Here is a 20995-nt window from a genome sequence, read left to right as displayed (position 1 = left end):
CCTTCGTATACGATCTGTTCAATAGTAGAACTTTGTGTTCGAATATAGAACATTTGGAAGGAATCGACGACGATGCAGTTCCACCACCACGGCTACGTCTCCGGTGATCCGCGAGTGCTCCCGGCATCCGGCACCGGGATCGACCGTCCTGCCGACCTGCCGGACGAGGTCGACGTGCTCATCGTCGGCTCGGGCCCGGCCGGCATGCTGCTCGCGGCACAGATGTCGCAGTACCCCGACGTGGTCACGCGCCTCATCGAGAAGCGCGAAGGGCGCCTCGTGCTCGGCCAGGCCGACGGCATCCAGCCCCGCAGCGTCGAGACGTTCCAGGCCTTCGGCTTCGCGGAGCGCATCGTCGCCGAGGCGTACAACATCGGCTGGATGAACTTCTGGGGCCCCGATCCCGAGAACCCCGGCAACATCATCCGCACCAGCCGCACCGAGGACTACGGCTACAAGATCAGCGAGTTCCCGCACCTGATCGTGAACCAGGCGCGCGTGCTGGACTACTTCGCCGAGGCCGCGCACAACGGACCGGGTCGTATCGTGCCCGACTACGGCGTGGAGTTCGTGGGGCTCACCGTGCACGAGGCGGGGGAGTATCCGGTCGAGGTGCAGGTGCGCACGACCGCGGGCGAGCGCACCGTCCGCGCGAAGTACGTCGCGGGCTGCGACGGCGCCCGCAGCGGCGTGCGCGAGGCGATCGGGCGCAAGCACGTCGGCGGCATCTCCGCGCACGCGTGGGGCGTCATGGACGTCCTGGTCAACACCGACTTCCCGGACTGGCGCACCAAGTGCGCCATCAACGCCGAGGCCGGCAACATCCTGCACATCCCGCGCGAGGGCGGCTACCTGAGCCGGATGTACATCGACCTCGGCGCCGTCGCCGACGACGACAACCACCAGGTGCGCTCGACGCCGATCGAGGAGATCATCCGCAGGGCGAACGAGATCCTGCACCCGTACACACTCGACGTGAAGCAGGTCGCCTGGCACAGCGTGTACGAGGTCGGCCACCGAGTCACAGACGGGTTCGACGACGCGCTCGAGAGCGACCGGCATCCGCGTGTCTTCCTCACCGGCGACGCGTGCCACACGCACAGCGCCAAGGCCGGTCAGGGCATGAACGTCTCGATGCAGGACGGCTTCAACCTGGGGTGGAAGCTCGGCGCCGTGCTCACCGGGCGCTCGCCGCAGGAGCTCCTGGAGACGTACGCCGCCGAGCGGCGCCCTGTCGCCCAGCAGCTGATCGACTTCGACAAGGAGTGGTCCTCGCTGATGGCACGCAAGCCCGAGGAGATCTCCGACCCGCAGGAGCTCGCGACCTTCTACCTCGGCACCGCCGAGTTCCCCTCCGGGTTCATGACCGAGTACCAGCCGTCGATGATCGTCGCGGGCGCCTCGCAGCAGGAGCTGGCCACGGGCTTCCCGCTCGGCCGCCGCTTCAAATCGGCCGAGGTCGTGCGCGTCTGCGACGGCAACGTCGTGCACCTCGGGCACCACGCCAAGGCTGACGGGCGCTGGCGCGTGTACGGCTTCGGAGACCGCTCCGGTGCCGCACTCGACGACTGGGCGGCCTGGATCGGCGGCGAGGTCGCGAAGTTCACGCCGGCGGATGCCGACCTCGACGCGGTGTTCGACGTGAAGGCCGTCTACCAGAAGGCCTTCGACGAGATCGACCTGCCCGATGTGCCGGACGTGCTGCAGCCGAAGACCGGTCCGCTGGGCCTGACCGACTGGGAGAAGGTGTACTCGGCGGCACCGAACGCGTGGTGCCGCAGCGACATCTTCGACGAGCGTGGCCTGTCACGGGAGGGCGTCGTGGTGGTCGTGCGACCCGATCAGTACGTCGCCGCGATCCTGCCCCTGCAGGCGCGTGACGAGCTGTCGTCGTTCCTCGACGGAGCGTTCATCGCGGCATCCTGACGCGGGTGTTGAAGGGGGCCGTTGACAAGACGGCCCCTTTTGTGCTGAAATCTCTCTATTCGAAAAAGAGTTTTCGGATTGTGAAATCGAGTGTCGTCGACGAAGTCGTCGCCGAGAGGGGTCCATCACAATGACCGCAGAGGACTACGTCCACATACCCAGCCGGGCATCCGAAGGACTGGCGGAGCCGCCGTCCATGCTGGTTGCCGTGCAGGCGGGCATCAGCCCGAGGCTGTACAACAGCGACCTCGCGCCCACCACCCGAGAGGGCCGGCACTGGAGCGCTTACAGCATCTTCACCCTCTGGGCGAACGATGTGCACAGCCTCGGCAACTATGCCTTCGCCATCGGCCTGTTCTCCCTGGGGCTCAGCGCGGGCGGCGTGCTCGCCGCGCTCGCGTTCGGCGCCCTCTTCCTGTTCCTGCTGCTCACGCTGTCCGGATACATGGGGGAGAAGACGGGCGTCCCGTTCCCCGTCATGAGCCGCATCGCCTTCGGCATCCACGGCGCGCAGATCCCCGCACTGCTGCGCGGCGGCGTCGCGATCGCCTGGTTCGGCGTGCAGACCTTCCTCGCCTCGCAGGTGCTGCAGGTGGTGCTGCTCGCGGTCCTCCCCGGTCTGCAGGGGCTGCAGGAGGGCTCGTTCCTCGGGCTGTCCGCGCTCGGCTGGATCACCTTCGTCGCGCTCTGGGTCGTCCAGGTCATCATCGTCAGCTACGGCATGGAGATGATCCGCAAGTACGAGGCCTGGGCGGGCCCGATCATCCTCGCCACCTTCGTGGCCCTCGCCGTGTGGGTGCTGGTGCAGTCCGGCTTCCAGATCGACTGGGCGCCGGCCGGCCAGGCCGAGGGCGCCGAGTTCTGGCTGACCGCACTCGGCGCGGCATCCCTCTGGGTGGCCATCTACGGCACCTTCGTGCTGAACTTCTGCGACTTCACCCGCGGCGCCAAGTCGAAGAAGGCGATCGTCAAGGGCAACTTCTGGGGCATCCCGATCAACATGCTGTTCTTCGGCGTCGTCGTGGTGGTGCTCACCGGCGGATCGTTCAAGATCAACGGAGAGCTCATCACCTCGCCCTCGCAGGTGGTCGCCGCCATTCCGAACACGTTCCTGCTCGTGCTGGCCTCGCTGGCCCTGATCGTGCTCACCATCGCGGTGAACCTGATGGCCAACTTCGTCGCGCCGACCTATGCGCTGACCAACCTCTTCCCGCGACACCTCAACTTCCGCAAGGCGGCGATCGTCTCGGCCGTCATCGGCCTGGTCATCCTGCCGTGGAACCTGTACAACTCCCCGGTGGTCATCAACGTGTTCCTCGGCGGCCTCGGCGCACTGCTCGGGCCGCTGTTCGGCATCATCATGGTCGACTACTGGATCATCCGTAAGCAGCGCATCAACGTCCCCGAGCTGTACTCCGACTCGCCGACGGCCGAGTACGCCTACACGCGCGGCTTCAACCCCCGTGCCGTGATCGCCCTGATCCTCTCCGGCGCCTTCGCTCTGGTCATCACCTTCGTGCCCGCGTTCAAGGGACTGCACGACTTCTCCTGGTTCGTGGCAGCCGGGTCCGCGGCGATCGTCTATGCGATCATCGCCGACAGACGGGGCCCCTTCCACGACGTGGAGGGCACCGAGATCGCCGTCACCCCGACCCACTGACATCCCGACACCCGAAACGGAAGCAAGAGCATGCGCATTCTCGTCGCGAACGTGAACACGACCGAGACGATGACCGAGGGCATCGCGGAGGCGGCGCGGGCCGTCGCCTCACCGGGCACCGAGATCATCGGGCTCACCCCCGACTTCGGTGCGGAGTCGTGCGAGGGCAACTTCGAGAGCTACCTCGCCGCGATCGCCGTGATGGACAAGGTCGTCCGGTACGACGGGGAGTACGACGCCGTCATCCAGGCCGGGTACGGCGAGCACGGCCGCGAGGGGCTGCAGGAGCTGCTCGACGTGCCGGTCGTCGACATCACGGAGGCCGCTGCCTCGACCGCCATGTACCTCGGTCGGTCGTACTCGGTGGTGACAACGCTCGATCGGGCGGTGCCCCTGATCGAGGACCGTCTGATCCTCGCCGGACTGCACGACCGCTGCGCGTCGGTCCGCTCGTCCGGACTCGGCGTGCTCGAGCTGGAATCCGACCCCGAGCGCGCGATCGAGGCGATCGCCGCCGAGGCGCAGCGCGCCGTCGAGATCGACCGCGCCGAGGTCATCGTGCTCGGCTGCGGCGGCATGGCCGAGCTGAAGGACCGCGTCGTCGAGCTGTGCGGCGTGCCCGTCGTCGACGGCGTGCAGGCCGCGGTCGCCGTCGCCGAAGGGCTGGTGCGCCTCGGGCTCACGACCTCGAAGGTGCGCACCTACGCACCGCCGAGGCCGAAGCGGATCACCGGGTTCCCGAGCCTGGCACGCTGAGACCGGCGCAGAATTCAATCACCCCCGATACAGAGCAGAACCGGCGAAGCCGCCGGCAGAAGGGAATCGCGACATGTCGCACGAGACCGAACAGCAGGAGACGGCGTCTCTCGACCCGACCGGCGAGCACTACGACCTGGTCATCCGTGGCCAGCGCGTGCTGACCACCGCGGGCATCGTCCCGCGCGAGGTCGGCGTCCGCCACGGCAAGATCGTCGCGATGCAGCCGCTGGGCAACAACCTGCAGGGCGACGAGATCGTCGAGATCGCCGACGACGAGACCCTCATCCCCGGCCTGGTCGACACGCACGTGCACGTCAACGAGCCCGGCCGTACCGAGTGGGAGGGCTTCGCCTCGGCGACCCGCGCCGCCGCGGCCGGCGGCGTCACCACCATCGTGGACATGCCGCTGAACAGCATCCCGCCGACCGTGAGCGTCGACGCGCTGAACGAGAAGCGCGCGGTCGCGCGTGATCAGGTGCACGTCGACGTGGGCTTCTGGGGCGGCGCGATCCCGGGCAACACCGAGGACCTGCGTCCGCTGCACGACGCCGGCGTGTTCGGCTTCAAGAGCTTCCTGCTGCACTCGGGCGTGGACGAGTTCCCGCCGCTCGACCCGGAAGAGCTCGAGAAGGACATGCGCGAGCTCAAGAAGTTCGACTCGGTCATGATCGTGCACGCCGAGGACTCCCGCGCGATCGACCGCGCCCCGCAGCCCGAGGGCGACGACTACAGCAAGTTCCTGGCATCCCGTCCCCGCGGCGCCGAGAACCTCGCCATAGCCGAGGTCATCGAGCGCGCCCGCTGGACCGGCGGACGCGCGCACATCCTGCACCTGTCGTCGTCGGACGCGCTGGCGATGCTGCGCACCGCCAAGCACGACGGCCTGAAGATCACGGTCGAGACCTGCCCGCACTACCTCACGCTGACAGCCGAGGAGATCCCGCACGGAGCCACCGCGTTCAAGTGCTGCCCGCCGATCCGCGAGGCGGGCAACCGCGAGCTGCTCTGGCAGGGCCTCGAGGACGGCACGATCGACTTCATCGTCTCGGACCACTCGCCCTCGACGCTCGATCTGAAGGACCTCGAGAACGGCGACTTCGCCGTGGCCTGGGGCGGTGTCGCGTCGCTGCAGCTCGGTCTCTCGCTGATCTGGACCGAGGCGCGCCAGCGCGGGCTGTCGCTCGAGACAGTCGTGGAGTGGATGAGCGAGCGGCCCGCCCAGTTCGCCGGACTCACCGGCAAGGGCCGCATCGCTCCCGGCTACGACGCCGACTTCTCGATCTTCGCGGCGGACGACGCGTACGTCGTCGACGTCACGAAGCTGCACCACAAGAACCCGCTCACGCCGTACAACGGCAAGGCGCTGGCCGGCAAGGTGCGCAAGACCTGGCTGCACGGCGAGGTCATCGACTTCGAGACGCCGCGCGGCCGCCTGCTGCGCCGCGGCATGACCACCGAGGACTGATCCGGCTCGCCGCCGGCAGTGACGCACAGGATGCCCGGACTCGCCCCTGCGGGCCCGGGCATCCGTCGTCTGCAGCGCGGCGACGGCGGACGCCGGCGCTGTGTCCTCCGCTCGCGCTGCTGTCTTCGGCTCGCGCTGCGCGGATCTGCGCCGCGCGAGCGTGGAAATGGCGCTCGCTGGTCGGGGCGCGCGGAGAAGTGCCGCGCGGGCGAGCAAGTGCCGCGCGAGCGGGCGAGAGCCGGAAGCGCGGCGCGTGCTCCGTCAGGAGTTCACGCGGATGATCTCCTGCTGGTACGGAGCGATGACAGCGCCGGAGACGCGCAGGTCCAGCACCAGGAAGCGGCGGGATGCCGGGTCCTCCGCCGTCCACGTGGCGAGTCGGTCCAGGTCGGCGAGCGTGCGCACCGCGACGCCCTCGGCACCCACGGCGGCGGCAAAAGCGGCGAAGTCGACCTCGGGGATGAGCATCGGCTGCTCGGCGAGACCCTTCAGCCCGTACAGGTTGACCTCCGCGCCGTAGGCGGCGTCGTTCCAGACCACCGCGACGCCGCGTCCGCCGGCGGCGCGCACGGCCGACTCCAGGTCGGCGATCGCCATCAGGCCGCCGCCGTCGCCGCTCGTCAGCACCACGGTCGACTCCGGGCGGGCGCGGGTGGCACCGACGACGCTCGGCCAGCCCTGGCCGATGGCCTGGAACGCGGTGCCGATCATCATCATGCGATCGGGCGACGCGACCGGCCAGTACATGTTCGCCCAGCCGATGAAGTGCCCGCCGTCCGAGACGACCACGCGGTCCTCAGGCAGAAGCTCGGCGATGCGGCGCGCGGCCGAGCGCGGGTCGAGGCGGCCGTCTGCGGCGAGGTCGTCGCCCGGCTCGTAGGCGCGGGCCGCGGCGACGTCGACGGATTCGCGCCAGGCGCCGTGCGCCTCGCGCGGGGTTGTGCTGTTCCCGCCGGAGTCTGCGCGGGATTCGTCGGCGGAGTGCGCACCTTCCCGTGGGTGCGCACCGGCGACGGGTGCCTCGCGCAGCCCGCGCACGCGCTCGACGAGCATCTCGGCAGCGACCCGGGCATCCGCGCGGACGAAGCCGCTGACGTGCGCATGGGTCGCAGCGGGCGCGACATCCACCTGGAACACCCGGGTGCCGGGGGCGAACAGGTCACCGAACCGCATCGTGAACTGGTTGAGGGATGCTCCGAAGACCACCGCCACATCGGCATCGCGCACCAGCTCCATCGCCGCCTCGGCGCCGAAGCCGCCGGTGACGCCGAGGTCGTACTGCTGCTCGGGGAAGATGCCCCGGCCGAGTGCGGACGAGGCGGTGAGTGCACCGGTCAGCGCCGCGAGCTCGCCCAGCGCAGCACCGGCGCCGGCCAGCCAGGCACCGCGTCCGGCGAGCAGGAACGGCTTCGACGCGCCAGACAGCGCAGAGGCGATCTCGTCCAGCATCCCCTCGGCGAACTCGCCGCGCGGGAGCAGCGGCGCGGGGATGCGGGGCCTGGCGCTCTCGGGCACCTCGCCCGCCTCCAGCGTGGCGACGTCGTAGGGGATCGCGAGCACGACGGGCACTCGGTAGGTGAGGGCGTGCTCGATCGCGATGACGACCGTCGCGGCGGCATCCGCGTGTCCGACGGTGTACGTGCGCGCGCCGACGCCGGAGGCGAGGGCGATCTGGTCGACATCCCAGGGCCGCGGACCGGAGGTGGGCTCGTCACCGACGACGAGGACGAGCGGGATGCGCGCCTGCACGGACTCGGCCAGGGCGGTGAGCGTGTTCGTGAAGCCGGCGCCGTAGGTGGTCGTCGCGGCGGCGATGCGGCCGGAGGCGCGGAAGTGCGCATCGGCGGCGACGACCGCGCCCTGCTCGTGACGGACGGCCGTGTATGCGGCATCCGTCTGCTTCTCGAGGGCGTCCAGGAAATAGGCGTTGCCGTTGCCCATCACCCCGAACACGTGGTCGATGTGGCGGGCGATGGTGAGGGCGACGTGCGCGGAGACGGTGGGCATGACGGTGCCTTTCAAGACGGACGGATGAGGTTTCCGTATGTGTCTCGCCGTGGGCTTCGTGCCCCTTTTTCGGGCACCGGCTGCGCAGCCGGACTTTCCGATTCTAGATGCACCACAATGGGTTCATGACGGATACGGCAGTAGAGCGCGAGACGCTCACCTGGGACGGTTTCGGTGACGCGACGCGGGATCTCGCCCGCCGCATCCTGGACAGCGGCTTCGAGACGGAGGTCGTCGTGGCGATCGCCCGCGGCGGCCTGCTGCCGGCAGGCGCGATCGCATACGGCCTCGGCGCGAAGAACTGCGGCGCGATCAACATGGAGTTCTACACCGGCATCGGCACGGTGCTGGATGCTCCCGAGGTGCTGCCGCCCGAACTCGACATGGACTATCTCAACGGACGGCGCGTGCTGCTCGTCGATGACGTGGCCGACTCCGGCCGCACCCTGGCCCTCGCCGTCCAGTTGCTGCAGGACAAGGGCGCGGACGTCCGCTCGGTGACGATCTACACGAAACCGACGACGATCATCCAGCCCGACTACGCCTGGAAGGACACCGATCTCTGGATCGACTTCCCGTGGTCGTACAAGGGCACGGTGCGCGAAGAGGACCTCGGGCTGCCGCCCACCGCCTGACCTGTGGACAGCGCGACGCGAGTGTCGGCGTCGTACGGCAGGGTGGAGGCATGACCTCTCCCACCCGCGAAGCCGCCCTCACCGCCCTGCGCGACCTCGTCGGGCGGGCGGATGCCGACTTCCACGACGGACAGTACGAAGCGATCGAGGCGCTGGTCGCCGGGCGTCGCCGCGCGCTGGTCGTGCAGCGCACCGGATGGGGCAAGTCAGCGGTGTACTTCGTCGCGACGCTGCTGCTGCGGCGTCAGGGCGCCGGTCCCACTGTGCTGGTCTCGCCGCTGCTGGCGCTGATGCGCGATCAGATCGCCGCGGCCGAGCGTGCCGGCGTACGGGCGGTCGCGATCAACTCCACCAACGCCCACGAGTGGGACGACGTGCTGGCCCGGCTCGACCGCGACGAGGTCGACGTGCTGCTGGTCTCGCCCGAGCGCCTGAACAACCCGGCGTTCCGCGAGCAGCGTCTGCCGGCGCTGGTGCAGCGCATCGGCATGCTCGTGGTCGACGAGGCGCACTGCATCAGCGACTGGGGGCACGACTTCCGGCCGGACTACCGCAGGCTGCGCGACCTCATCGCGCAGATGCCGGCCGACGTCCCGGTGCTCGCCACGACCGCGACCGCGAACAGCCGCGTCGTCGCGGATGTCGCGGAGCAGCTCGGCGGCGCGGACGTGCTCACCATCCGCGGGCCGCTCGCGCGCGCATCGCTGCGCCTCGGCGTGCTCCAGCTCCCGAACGCGGCGAGCCGGCTGGCCTGGCTGCTCAGCCATCTCGACGACCTGCCCGGCTCCGGCATCATCTACACGCTGACCGTCGCGGCTGCCGTCGACACCGCGCGGCTGCTGCGCGAGCACGGCCACGATGTGCGCGCCTACACCGGCCAGACGGATGCCGAGGAGCGCGAGGAGTCGGAGGGGCTGCTGAAGCGCAACGAGGTCAAGGCCCTGATCGCCACGAGCGCGCTCGGCATGGGCTTCGACAAGCCCGACCTGGGGTTCGTGCTGCACGTCGGCGCACCGTCGTCGCCGGTGGCGTACTACCAGCAGGTCGGCCGAGCCGGCCGCGCGAGCGACAGCGCCGACGTGCTGCTGCTCCCCGGCGCGGAGGACCGCGACATCTGGCACTACTTCGCGACCGCGTCGATGCCGGATCGGGAGCGTGCCGAGCATGTGATCGCCGCACTGGGCGATCAGCCGATCTCGACCCCGGCGCTGGAGGCCATGGTCGACATCCGCCGCACTCCGCTCGAACTGCTGCTCAAGGTGCTCGACGTCGACGGTGCGGTGAAGCGCGTGCAGGGCGGCTGGGTCGCGACCGGCGCGGCCTGGGACTACGACGCGGAGCGCTACGAGCGCATCGCCGCCGAGCGTCGCGCCGAGCAGCAGCACATGATCGAGTACCAGCAGACCAGCGGATGCCGGATGGAGTTCCTGCAGCACTCGCTGGACGACGACACCGCGGCGCCGTGCGGCCGTTGCGACAACTGCGCGGGGGTCTGGTTCCCCGCGGAGATCGCGGCCGGTGCGAAGACGGATGCTGCGGAGTCGCTCGACCGCGTGGGCGTTCCGATCGAGCCCCGACGACAGTGGCCGACCGGAGCAGACCGGCTCGACGTGCCGGTGCGCGGGCGGATCGGGGCAGAGGAGCAGGCCGCCGAGGGGCGCGCCCTGGCGCGCCTGACCGACCTCGGCTGGGGCGGGACGCTGCGAGAGCTGTTCGCGGCGGGAGCCGCGGACGGGCCTGTGCCGCCTCAGGTGCTGCAGGCGTGCGTGCGGGTACTCGCCGGGTGGGGCTGGGACGAGCGCCCGGTCGCCGTGGCGGGGATGCCGTCCCGATCGAAGCCGCAGTTGACCGGTTCTCTGGCGCGCGGCCTTGCTGAGATCGGCCGGCTGCCGTACCTGGGCGAGCTCGGTTTCGCGAACGGCGGGCCCAGCGGTGCGCCCGGCGGGAACAGCGCGTTCCGTCTGGCGGGCATCTGGGACCGCTTCACCGCCGACGAGCTGCAGGTGCCGGCGGGCCCGGTGCTGCTGGTCGACGACCTCGCCGACAGCCGATGGACCCTGACGGTCGCCGCGCGCACCCTGCGCGGGGCCGGTGCCACGGCGGTGCTGCCGTTCGCCCTCGCGCTGCGGGGGTGAGTTCAGTTGCGGTGCGCGCGGATGGTCCTGGCCGTCGCCTCGACCCAGCGCCGCTGACGTCGCGTCTCGACGGCCCCGGTGCCGCGGATGCGCCCGCCATCCGGCAGTTCCACCACGCCCGGTTCGTACGTCCATGCGCTCACGAAGCCGACACTACTCGCCGGCCGGACCGGTCCGGCCGCGGTTCACAGCCTCCCGAACGCCCGGAGCGGATGCTCGATCAGGTCGGTCACCCGGCGCAGGAAACCCGAGGCGTAGCCGCCGTCGCAGACCCGGTGATCGAACACCAGGGAGAGCTGGGCGACGCGACGCGGCACGATCTGCCCGTCCACGACCCATGGGCGCTCGATGATGCGGCCGATGCCGAAGATCGCGACGTTCGGCGGGTTGATGATCGCCGCCGATCCGTCGACGCCGAGGGTGCCGTAGTTGTTCAGGGTGAACGTCGATCCGCGCATCCGCTCTGGCGCCAGCGTGCCGGCGCGGGCCGCGTCGGCGGCATCCCGGATCGCGGTGTCGAGCGTGTCGAGATCCATCGCGTGGGCGCGCGGGATCACCGGCACGACCAGGCCGCGCGGGGTGTCCGCAGCGATACCGAGGCTCACGCCGTCGAACACCGTGAGCTCGGTGGCATCGGGGGAGAGGCGGGAAGCCAGGATCGGGAAGTCCTCCAGAGCGAGCAGGGTGAATCGTGCCAGCAGCGCCGTCATCGACGGGGCGCGTCCGCCCTCGGGAGCCATCGCCTTCCTGGCGTTCCAGAGCTCAGTCGCATCGACGTCGACCCAGACCGTGGCCTCGGGGATCTCCGCCCGGCTGCGGCTCAGCGTCGCGCTCGCCGCGCGCCGCAGCGGCGACAGCGGTTCCTGCGAGCGGATCGCCAGACCGGACGGGTCGGCGGAGGCGGATGCCGGCGAGCTGGACGCCGCGTGAGCAGCTGCGGCGTGAACGACCGCGTGGTCCACGGCGGCGCGCAGCACATCGGCGCGCGTGACGGCGCCGTCCACGCCGGTCGGCGTGATCGTATGAACGTCGAGGCCCAGGTCGCGGGCGAGCCTGCGGACGATCGGATTGCGGACGGCGACCGAGCGCGTCGGGTTCGACGGACGGTCCTGCGCGGAGCCGGCGTGTCCGGCTGTGGCGCGCCGTGCGGTACCGGTCTGGTCTGTGGTTTCCGACGTGGGGTTTGGGCGGATGCGAGTGTTCGGCGGGGTCGGGTTCGACGGGCCGTCCGGTGTGGGGACTGCGTGTTCGGGGGCGGCGCGCCGACCGGTATCGGTCTGGTCTGTGGTTTCCGACGGCATCCACGACGTCGAATGGCGGCGGGGGCGACGGCGCCGACCCGACGAGGCACGCTCCGGGGTGCCGTAGCCGATCAGCACGTTGCCGGAGCCGGCCTGCTCCTCCTGGCGGTGCGCCTCGAGGAGGGCGGAATCTGGGCGCCCTTCGTCTCGCTCCGCTCGCTCAGGACCCGAAGTGGCATGATCCGAGGGGGCAGCCGGCGCCGCGGCATCCGCGACCTCCAGTACCGGCGCGCCGACGGCGATCGTCTCACCCTCGGCGCCGTGCAGCGCGGTGACGACGCCCGCGAAGGGGGTGGGCAGCTCGACGACGCTCTTGGCCGTCTCGACCTCGGCGATGGGCTGATCGACGGTGACGGTGTCGCCGACGGCGACCAGCCACTGCACGAGGCCGGCCTCGGTGAGGCCCTCGCCCAGATCGGGCAGCCGGAACACACGGGCGGTGGCGACGCTCATCCTTCGTCCTCCCAGTGCAGCGTGTCGATCGCGTCGAGCACGCGGTCGACGTCGGGCAGATACCAGTGCTCGAACTTCGGCGGCGCGAACGGCACGTCGAAGCCGGTGACCTTGCGCACAGGCGCCTCGAGGTGCTCGAAGCAGCGCTCCGAGACGCGGGCCTGGATCTCGGATGCCACCGACACGTAGCCCGGTGCCTCCGCGATCACCACGGCGCGGCCGGTCGAACGTACCGCCGCGGTCACGGTCGCGTCATCGAACGGCGACAGCGACCGGATGTCGACGACCTGCACGCTGCGGCCCTCCTCGGCTGCGGCATCCGCCGCCTCGAGCGCGATCGGCACCGCCGTCCCATAGGCGAGCAGCGTGACATCGGTGCCATCGCGCACGATCCGTGCGGTGCCGAGCTCGGTGCGCCGCGAGGTGTCGACCTCGCCCTTGGTCCAGTACAGCTTCTTCGGCTCGAGGAAGATCACCGGGTCGGGGGAGTCGATCGCGGCGCGCAGCATCGAGTACGCGTCCTGCGGGGTCGACGGCGTCACCACGGTGAGACCAGGCGTGTGTGCGTAGTACGCCTCAGAGGAATCGCAGTGGTGCTCGACTCCGCCGATGCCGCCGCCGAACGGGATGCGGATCACCATCGGCAGGCGCATAGCGCCGCGCGTGCGGTTGCCGAGCTTCGCGACGTGGCTGATGACCTGCTCGAACGCCGGGTAGGCGAACGCGTCGAACTGCATCTCCACGACCGGGCGCATGCCGTTCATCGCCATGCCGACCGCGGTGCCCACGATGCCCGACTCGGCCAGCGGCGTGTCGAAGCAGCGATCCTCGCCGAACCGCGCCGCGAGACCATCCGTGATGCGGAACACTCCGCCGAGCCTGCCGACGTCCTCGCCGAACAGCAGCACCTCCCGGCTCTCGGTCAGGGCGTCGGCCAGGGCGCGGTTGAGGGCGCCCGCCATGGTCATGGTCTGGGTGGCGGGTGCGGCGGCCTCCGTCGCCCGCACGTCGGCGATCGTCATCGTGCGCCTCCTTCGGTCGTGGCCATGCGGTCGCGGTCGATCTCACCGCGCAGCAGCTCCCATTGCTCCTCCAGCTGCGGCGACCGCTGCGCGGTCACCCAGCGGAACAGGTCTTCCGGGTCGATCTCGGGATCGACGTTCATCGCGTCGCGCAGATCGGATGCCAGACGCTCGGCCCCTTCGCGGATCGCCTGCTCCGCCTCGTCGTCGAGCGCGCCGGATGCCCGCAGGTGGGCGCTCATGCGCGTCAGGGGGTCGCGCGCGATCCACTGCTGCACCTCTTCGCGCTCGCGGTAGCGGGTGTCGTCGTCGGCGTTCGTGTGCGGCTGCATCCGGTACGTGTGCGCCTCGACGAGCGACGGGCCGCCTCCGGCGCGAGCGCGATCGACGGCGTCGGTGAGCACCGTGAGGACGGCGGCCACGTCGTTGCCGTCGACGCGCTGTCCCGGCATCCCGTAGCCGATCGCCTTGTGCGCCAGGGAGGGCGCGGCGGTCTGCCGCGCGAGCGGCACCGAGATGGCGAAGCCGTTGTTCTGCACCAGGAACACCACCGGCACGTGGAACACGGCGGCGAAGTTCATCGCCTCGTGGAAGTCGCCCTCGCTGGTGGCGCCGTCGCCGCACAGCGCGAGCACGACGGTGTCCTCCCCGCGCAACTTCGCGGCGTGGGCGAAGCCGACGGCGTGCAGCAGCTGGGTCGCGAGCGGAGTGGCCTGCGGGGCGACGCCGTACACCGCCGGGTCGTAGCCGGCGTGCCAGTCGCCGCGCAGCATGACCATCGCATCGGCGGGTCGCACGCCGCGGCCGACCACGGCCACCGTGTCGCGATAGGTCGGGAACAGCCAGTCGCCGTCGCCCAGCACCATGGCCGCCGCCACCTGGCAGGCCTCCTGCCCGTGCGAGGACGGGTAGACCGCGAGGCGGCCCTGCTTGACGAGCGCCGTGCACTGCTCGTTCAGGCGCCGCCCCTCGACGAGCATCCGGTACGCCTCGCGGAGGATGTCGGATGCCGGCATCCGATACTGTTCGTCGGCATGGGCCGAACCCGTCTCATCGATGAGCTGAACCGGGGTGTCCCGGGGGAGCAGGTCTGTCATCGCTCCGCCTCCTTGCCGAACGTGTCCTTCCGCCAGCATGAGCCCTGAACGACCGATCATCCAGATACCAAGGCCATTTCCTGGACGGATGCTTCTGGTGAACACTCGCGGGTGACAGAATGTCAGCGAACCCCGACGAATCGGAGGCGCTCATGGTGGAGCTCGACGAGACCGATCACGCGATCCTGCGGATGCTGAAGAAGGATGCCCGGGCATCCATGACCGCGATCGCCGACGCGGTGCACATCTCGCGCGCCGGCGCGCACGCCCGCATCAAGCGGATGACGGATGCCGGCGTGATCACCGGCTACACGGTGCGCACCGACCCGATGCTGCTCGGGCACCACGCCTCGGCGTACGTCATGGTCGCGATCGAGCAGGCCAGCTGGCAGGAGGTGCGCGACCGGCTGCAGAGCATCGCCGAGGTGGAGCACATGGCGCTCATGGGCGGCGACTTCGACGTGCTGCTGCTGGTCCGTGCGCGGGACAACAGGGATCTGCGGAGGATCGTGCTCGAGGAGATCCAGGCGATCCCGCAGGTGCGCTCGTCACGGACGTCGCTGATCTTCGAGGACTGGGGCGGGTGACCGGTCGTTGAGCGAGCGGAGCGGGACGAAGGGCGCGGGTTCTCGTGCGCGGCTTATCCGCCTGCAGGTGTTCAGTCGTGCCTGCATCCGTGACGGGGTGGAGTCACCAGGGCGGGCCGAGGAGGTCGATATCGCCGGCTGGCCAGTCGTGGTCGGGGCGGCCGGCGGAGCGGATGAGGATCGGGTCGGTCTCGGTGACGACCGGGGCGCCGTCCAGACGGGAGAGGGAGCGCTCGCGTACTGACATCCGTCGCCAACCGGCAGACTTGTAGAACGGCACGACCTCCTCGCGGCATCCGAGGTAGCCGAACTCCACCTCCGTGCTCATGGACTGCTGCGCGGCGTGCAGCATCCGCGCGCCCAGGCCGAGCCCGCGCGCCGCGGGCGCCGTGAGCACGCCGCCCACGCCGCCGATCACGACCGCGCTGCCGCCGACGCTGATGGTGCGCGGCTGATAGCCGACGTGGCCGACCAGTGCGGCGCCGGAGTAGGCGAGCACGCGGGTCGCGGCCGGGGCGTAGCCGTACGGGGCGGAGCGGGTCCAGGGGCCGAACTCGGCCGCGTACTCGCGGTCGAAGAGCGCGCCGATCGCCGCGATCGACTCGGCATCCAAGGCGTCGTCGCGCACGATCTGCAGGTCGACGTGCATCCGGTCAGTCGTCGAGGAGGGCGGCGGCGTACATGGGGCGGGCGGCGTCGGCACTCGGCGGGTGGAAGAGGCCGGCAGTGGCGTCGCGGAACAGGCGGCCGGCCTCGTGCTGGTTGCCGAAGCCACTGCCGCTGGTGCACATGAGGGCGACCTCGGCCGTGCGGCGGGCCGCGGTGGAGGCATTCAGACGGGCGCTGACCAGCCGCAGCGGCCAGCCGGCACCGTGGTCGGCCAGGTCGTCGAAGTCGCGGCAGTACGCCTCCAGCTGGGCAGGCACGGACATGTACTCCATGTGCGCGTCGGCCAGACGGATGCGGGTCTCGGGCACCTCCGCATAGGTGGTGCCCGCCTTCGCCGACTTCCTGGCCTTGAGGCCTGCGACCGCCAGCTGCAGCGCGCGCTGCGCGACGCCGGCGTAGACCGAGCCGACCAGCAGCTGGAAGTTGCTCGTTATCGCGAACGTGAGCAGATCGGGGAACCGGCCGGACGGGATGCGGCGGGCGACGCGCTCCGGCTGCATCCGAACGTCCTTCAGGATCGTGGCCCGGCTCTGCGAGGCACGCATGCCCATGACGTCCCAGTCGTCGGAGACCGTGATGCCGTCGGCATCCCGCTCCAGGAACCCGTAGACCAGCTGCGTGTCGTCCGAGGCATCCGTGCCGTGCACGATCAGCCGCGTCCACACCGGAGACAGCGACGTGAAGATCTTCACACCCGAGATCAGGTAACCGCCGTCGTCCTGCGGCACCGCGGTGGACTTCGATCCCTGCAGCACCCAGTCGTTCGAGGGCTCGCTGATGCCGAACGCGAAGATCTCGCCGGCCGCCGCCTCCTCAAGCACCCAGTCCAGGGAGTGGTCGTCGCGCTCGCGCATCGCGTGCACGACGCCGGTGCACATCAGATGCATATTGATCGCGAGCGCCGTCGCGGGCGCCGCGGTCGCGAGGCGCTGCTGCAGTTTCGACACCTCGTTGAGGTTCAGCCCGCCCCCGCCGAGCTCCTCCGGCACGAACAGCCGCAGATATCCGGCATCCTTCAGGTCGGCGAGATCCTCGTCGAAGAACCGGTTCTCGCGGTCGTAGACCGCTGCCCGCTCGCGGAAGCGCTCCAGCAGCGCGGCGGAAAGGTACTGCTCGGCCAGCGCGGCGTGCCGAGCAGGGGAGTTGTCCGTCATGGGGTGATCCCTTCCGCGCGCCGCAGCACGAGCGCGCCGTTGTGGCCGCCGAACCCGAACGAGTTCGACAGCACCGTGTCGATCGGAAGCCGTCGAGCCTCCGTCACGATGTCGACGTCGCCGAACTCCGGGGCGTCGAGGTTGATCGTCGGCGGCAGGATGCCGGTGAGCAGGCTCTGCACGGCGATCACCGCCTCCACCGCACCGGATGCCCCGAGGAGGTGCCCGGTCGACGATTTGGTCGCGGTGAGGGGGATGCCGCTGAGGCGGTCGCCCAGGGAGGCGCGCAGTGCCGCGAGCTCCGCGGCGTCGCCGGCCGGCGTCCCCGTGCCATGGGTGTTCACGTGGCCGACATCGGCGGCGGTGATCCCGGCATCCGCCAGCGCCGATGCGATCGCGAGCGCGGCGCCGCGGCCGTGCGGCTCGGGGGCGGTCGGATGGTGCGCGTCGCTGGACTCACCGAAGCCGGCGAGCTCGGCCAGCGGTGTCGCGCCGCGGGCTTCCGCGATGTCGGTCGCTTCGAGAAGCAGCGCGGCCGCGCCCTGCGCCATGACGAATCCGCGGCGGCCGCGATCGAAGGGACGGCTCGCGCTCGCCGGGGCATACTCATAGCCGCTCGCGAGCGCGCGCAGGTTGGCGTTCGACGCGAGGTTGACCGGATTCAGACAGTCCTCCATACCGACCACGAGCACCGCATCGGCATAGCCGTGACGGATGCGTCGCAGTGCCTCTCCCAGGCCGATCGCGCTGCTCGCGCAGGTGGCCGTCACGCCGTGGCCCGGACCCTGCGCGCCGTAGCGCTGGCTGAGGAGCGCCGCCGCGGCATCCGGAGCGCCGTACACGACAAGAGTGAGGGGGACGCCGCGCGGCCCCTTCGCGTCGAGTGCACGGGTCGCCTGCTGCATCGCGTCGATCGGACCGGAGCCGGTGGCGGCGAGGACGCCGAAGCGGGACGGATCCCAGGGGAGGGCGGCACGGTTCGCCGACTCGGGGAGATCGCTCCGCGTCGCGCGAGCCTGCGCCATCGCCTGGTCGGCGGCGGCGATCGCCCAGTGCTGTACCGGGCTGAGTCGTCGTGCGATCGCCGGTTCGAGAACGGATGCCGCGTCGAAGCCCTGCACCTGCCCGCCGATGCGCACAGGAAGGCCGTCGAACTCGGGGCCGTCCAACGTGGTGACTGCACTGCGACCGTGCACGACGGCATTCCAGAGGGCGGGGACGTCGAGCCCGCTCGGGGTGATCGCACCGAGGCCGGTGATGACGACGCGGCGGTTCATGCGGGCGCCGCCCCAGAGCCGAGCGGACCACATCGCGACGAGTGCACCGGGTATCGACGTCCACAAGTGGTGCGCTCGGCGGTAACGGGTTCAGTCGCGGCCGCGCGGCTCGCCGAGCGGTCCAGTACCGAGGCGCTCACAGGCGCACCGCCGTCGAGCCCTCGGCGAGGAGCGCATCCGCCATCTCTCCACGGCGGATCTTCCCGCCCGCGGTGCGCGGGAGCATCGGCACGGTGTACCAGCGTCGCGGCACGTATTGCGGTGCGAGTCGTGCCCGGGCCCAGGCACGCAGAGCGTCCTTGCCCGGAATCTCAGCCGCCCAACGAGCTCCGGTCGCAGCCGTTGCGGGTTCGGCGGTGCTCTCACCCGCATCCGTTGAGACCGGAGCAGGAGGACGGGCTTCCTCCAGCACGAGCGCGACGATCGTGCCCAGCCGCGGATCCGGGAGCGCCACGGCGCACACCGCGCCCAGCCCGGGCATCCCGTCGAACGCACGCTCGACCTCTGGAAGCGAGACCTTGTGCCCGCCGGTCACGGTGATGTCGCCGGCGCGGCCGAGCAGCGCGAGGCGACCGTCCTGCACCCGAGCTTGGTCGTGCACGGTCGCCCAGCCGTCCGGGCCGACGAGCGTGTCTGTGCTCGTGCCGGCGAGATATCCATCGGAGCAGGCCTCTGCGAGCACCCAGAGCTCGCCGACGTCGCCGTCCGGCAACGGCCGCCGCGTATCGTCGCGCACCGATACGCCAATGCCGTCGTACACGGTGATGAGCGTGCCGTCGCCATCTCGGCTGTCGCCGATGAAACCGATCTCCGCTGCGCCGTAGTAACTGATCAGGCGCACGCCGGGGAGCACTGCGGCGAGCCCGGCGCGGATCGACGAGGGCAGGTTCGCGCCGCCGGTCACGACGAGTTCGAGCGCGGCGAAGGCCGAAGGGTCTCGACGTGCGGCATCCGTCAGCGCCTGCACGATCGCGGGCACGGCGACCACGCGGGTGATGCCCCCGTCGCGCACGCGCCGGGCGATCGCCGCCGGCTCGAACACATCGGCGAGGTGCGCACCGCCACCGGATGCCAGGCATTCGATCAGCGCGTAGAGAGTGAGGCTGTACGAAAGCGGGCCGGGGGCGAGCGTCGCGACGCCCGGCCTCGGCTCGAGGTGCGCGCTCGAGATCGCGAAGTTCGCGCGGTACTGGGCCCGCGTCTTGAGGAAGGCCTTGGGATCGCTCGTCGTGCCGGACGAGAACAGCAGCAGGAAGGCCTCGTCGCCGTCGCGCACGGTCGGCGGATCAGCGGGCGCCGCCGCGGCCTCGAGTGCGAGGAACTCCCTGAGGCCGATGACCGTGCCCCGCCAGCCCTCGGCGGCGAGAGCTTCGCTGAGATCGGTGGAGTCGCTGATCACGACGCCGATCCCGGAGCGCGCGATCACGCGCACGCGGTGCGCGAGCGGCCAGAGCGGGTCGATCGTCGCCGACACCGCCCGGTACCCGGCGAGCCCGGCCACGATCCGCGCTGCGTGGAACGCTGAGCCGACGCTCACCGCCGTGATCGGGATTCCGCCGGTCTCGGGCGCCGGCACGACCGGATGCGCGCGATGCAGCGTGTCCACGACGGCGAACGAGCGCCGGGAGTCCTCGACCAGTTCGCCGTACGTCAACGCCTGATCGGGCCCCGCGATCGCGATCCGATCCGGATGCGCCCGCGCCACTTCGAGCACGCTCCGTGTGATCGGCACAGTGTCCTCCCCGGAAGGCGATCCAGTTGCCTGCTCAGTCTATGACCGGCCATCCCTCACGGCTCCGGTCTCAGCGCTTGTGGGTTGCAGGCCCGCCGCACCCGCAAGCAGTGAGACCGGAACAGAATAAGCAGCGGTCGGGGAAGGGCTCAGCCGATCGTCCGGGGCGAATCCGTCGGCATCCGCATCGGCCCGCCGGGCCGGCGTCGGGAATCACGGATGGGGTGCCGGAGGTGCGGTGTGCCGGCAAATGTGCCCTGGCGGGACACGCCGGCACCATGCGCATCCGGCTGTGGTCTCCGACGGGGTCAGCCGAACGTGACGGTCAGCCCCTCGGCATCCTCCTCGATCCGGATGCCGGTGAGGTCGGCGACGACCAGGTCGGGGTCGAATGCGGCCGACGCCGCGCCCACGCCGACCACGCGCATCCCGGCTGCCTTCGCGGCGGCGATGCCGGCCCCGGAGTCCTCGAACACCAGGCAGTCGGCCGGATCGATGCCGAGCCTGGTCGCCCCGAGCAGGAACCCCTCAGGGTGCGGCTTGGAGGAGGTGACGTTCTCGGCCGTGATGTGCAATGCGGGGATCTGCAGCCTGGCCTCGTTCATCCGTGCCTGCATGAGCCGGACATCGGCCGAGGTCACGATCGCGTGCGGATGCGGCAGCAGATCCCGCAGCAGGTCCTCGGCTCCGCGCACTGCGACGACGCCGGTGACGTCCTCCGCCTCGGTGGCGAGCATGATCTCGTTCTCGGCGATGTTCTGCTCGTGCGGGCGGTCCGGCAGCAGAATGGCCATGCTCTCGTAGCCCTGCCGTCCGTGCACGACCTCGAGGACGTGCGCGGGGTCGAGACCGTGCGGCTTCGCCCAAGCCAGCCAGGTGCGTTCGACGGCGGCCGTCGAGTCGACCAGAGTCCCGTCCATGTCGAGGAGCACCGCACGGATCCGGAAAGACTGGGTCATGTACTCACCCTAACGGCGCATTCGAATCGGAATTCTTAACATCTCGTGCGCATCCGCCGATCTTGCGACGCCAATCCTCAGGGTCTTCGGTATACCGCCACGTACCCTGGAATCACGGGACGGATCCGTCCCGATCCACCCCGGCGCCGCCCCACCC

Annotated in this window: 17 protein-coding genes; 7 read left to right on the top strand and 10 right to left on the bottom strand. The window is 70.4% G+C overall.

Translation table 11 applies throughout. The features are described from left to right. Nucleotides 1-72 precede the first annotated feature (72 nt). From GON06_RS07800 to allB, 4 genes are all read left to right on the top strand, one after another. Nucleotides 73-1926, top strand: coding sequence for an FAD-dependent monooxygenase (locus tag GON06_RS07800; protein WP_157311695.1), 1854 nt, complete (start codon nt 73-75; stop codon nt 1924-1926). A 130-nt stretch (nt 1927-2056) separates the two neighbouring features. After that, on the top strand, nt 2057-3586 hold the full coding sequence (locus GON06_RS07795) for an NCS1 family nucleobase:cation symporter-1 (RefSeq protein ID WP_157311694.1): 1530 nt from the start codon (nt 2057-2059) through the stop codon (nt 3584-3586). Nucleotides 3587-3616: 30 nt separating this feature from the next. Then, complete coding sequence (locus tag GON06_RS07790) at nt 3617-4342, top strand: aspartate/glutamate racemase family protein (protein ID WP_157311693.1); 726 nt, start codon at nt 3617-3619, stop codon at nt 4340-4342. Between the two features lie 73 nt (nt 4343-4415). Further along, complete coding sequence (gene allB / locus GON06_RS07785; protein WP_157311692.1) at nt 4416-5810, top strand: allantoinase AllB; 1395 nt, start codon at nt 4416-4418, stop codon at nt 5808-5810. Between the two features lie 261 nt (nt 5811-6071). Here the strand turns inward: allB and GON06_RS07780 are convergent, their stop codons facing one another. Further along, nucleotides 6072-7817 carry a thiamine pyrophosphate-binding protein gene (locus GON06_RS07780; RefSeq protein WP_157311691.1) on the bottom strand — a complete coding sequence of 582 codons (1746 nt, stop codon included), beginning with the start codon at nt 7815-7817 and terminating at the stop codon, nt 6072-6074. A 125-nt stretch (nt 7818-7942) separates the two neighbouring features. Here GON06_RS07780 and GON06_RS07775 point away from each other — a divergent pair, with 125 nt between their 5' ends. Continuing rightward, nucleotides 7943-8452: a phosphoribosyltransferase gene (locus tag GON06_RS07775; RefSeq protein ID WP_157311690.1), complete on the top strand. Its 510-nt coding sequence runs from the start codon at nt 7943-7945 to the stop codon at nt 8450-8452. Nucleotides 8453-8502: 50 nt separating this feature from the next. Beyond that, nucleotides 8503-10587, top strand: coding sequence for a RecQ family ATP-dependent DNA helicase (locus tag GON06_RS07770; protein WP_157311689.1), 2085 nt, complete (start codon nt 8503-8505; stop codon nt 10585-10587). A gap of 2 nt (nt 10588-10589) precedes the next feature. Here the strand turns inward: GON06_RS07770 and GON06_RS07765 are convergent, their stop codons facing one another. The 4 genes from GON06_RS07765 to GON06_RS07750 are packed head-to-tail and all read right to left on the bottom strand — an operon-like array spanning nt 10590 to nt 14460. Beyond that, a complete protein-coding gene (locus GON06_RS07765) occupies nt 10590-10730 on the bottom strand; it encodes a hypothetical protein (RefSeq protein WP_157311688.1) in 141 nt (46 codons plus the stop codon). A 42-nt stretch (nt 10731-10772) separates the two neighbouring features. Beyond that, complete coding sequence (locus GON06_RS07760; RefSeq protein WP_157311687.1) at nt 10773-12341, bottom strand: dihydrolipoamide acetyltransferase family protein; 1569 nt, start codon at nt 12339-12341, stop codon at nt 10773-10775. After that, nucleotides 12338-13363 (bottom strand): alpha-ketoacid dehydrogenase subunit beta, encoded by a 1026-nt coding sequence (locus tag GON06_RS07755; RefSeq protein WP_157311686.1) that lies wholly within the window; start codon nt 13361-13363, stop codon nt 12338-12340. Before GON06_RS07755 ends, GON06_RS07760 begins: the two co-directional genes overlap by 4 nt. Further along, complete coding sequence (locus tag GON06_RS07750; RefSeq protein WP_157311685.1) at nt 13360-14460, bottom strand: thiamine pyrophosphate-dependent dehydrogenase E1 component subunit alpha; 1101 nt, start codon at nt 14458-14460, stop codon at nt 13360-13362. Before GON06_RS07750 ends, GON06_RS07755 begins: the two co-directional genes overlap by 4 nt. Nucleotides 14461-14579: 119 nt before the next feature. On the opposite strand from GON06_RS07750, the gene GON06_RS07745 reads away from it, so the two are divergent. Further along, a complete protein-coding gene (locus GON06_RS07745) occupies nt 14580-15047 on the top strand; it encodes an Lrp/AsnC family transcriptional regulator (RefSeq protein ID WP_232528287.1) in 468 nt (155 codons plus the stop codon). Nucleotides 15048-15150: 103 nt separating this feature from the next. Here GON06_RS07745 and GON06_RS07740 read toward each other — a convergent pair whose 3' ends face one another. The 5 genes from GON06_RS07740 to GON06_RS07720 all read right to left on the bottom strand — a co-directional run bounded on the left by GON06_RS07740 (nt 15151) and on the right by GON06_RS07720 (nt 20838). Beyond that, nucleotides 15151-15696 carry a GNAT family N-acetyltransferase gene (locus GON06_RS07740; protein ID WP_157311684.1) on the bottom strand — a complete coding sequence of 182 codons (546 nt, stop codon included), beginning with the start codon at nt 15694-15696 and terminating at the stop codon, nt 15151-15153. Between the two features lie 4 nt (nt 15697-15700). Beyond that, entirely contained in the window at nt 15701-16870 is a 1170-nt protein-coding gene (locus GON06_RS07735; RefSeq protein ID WP_157311683.1) for an acyl-CoA dehydrogenase family protein, read from the bottom strand. Then, nucleotides 16867-18180 carry a beta-ketoacyl-[acyl-carrier-protein] synthase family protein gene (locus GON06_RS07730; protein ID WP_232528285.1) on the bottom strand — a complete coding sequence of 438 codons (1314 nt, stop codon included), beginning with the start codon at nt 18178-18180 and terminating at the stop codon, nt 16867-16869. Before GON06_RS07730 ends, GON06_RS07735 begins: the two co-directional genes overlap by 4 nt. A gap of 103 nt (nt 18181-18283) precedes the next feature. Then, a complete protein-coding gene (locus GON06_RS07725) occupies nt 18284-19879 on the bottom strand; it encodes a class I adenylate-forming enzyme family protein (RefSeq protein ID WP_332837269.1) in 1596 nt (531 codons plus the stop codon). A 308-nt stretch (nt 19880-20187) separates the two neighbouring features. Then, the gene (locus tag GON06_RS07720; protein ID WP_157311682.1) at nt 20188-20838 is read right to left on the bottom strand and encodes an HAD-IA family hydrolase; all 651 of its coding nucleotides are present in this window, start codon (nt 20836-20838) and stop codon (nt 20188-20190) included. Nucleotides 20839-20995: the final 157 nt, after the last annotated feature.

It is taken from the genome of Microbacterium sp. MAH-37 (genome assembly GCF_009758255.1).
Classification (GTDB): Bacteria; Actinomycetota; Actinomycetes; order Actinomycetales; family Microbacteriaceae; genus Microbacterium.
Note: the sequence above shows the minus strand (reverse complement) of the source record. Positions and strands in the feature narration are given on the sequence as shown.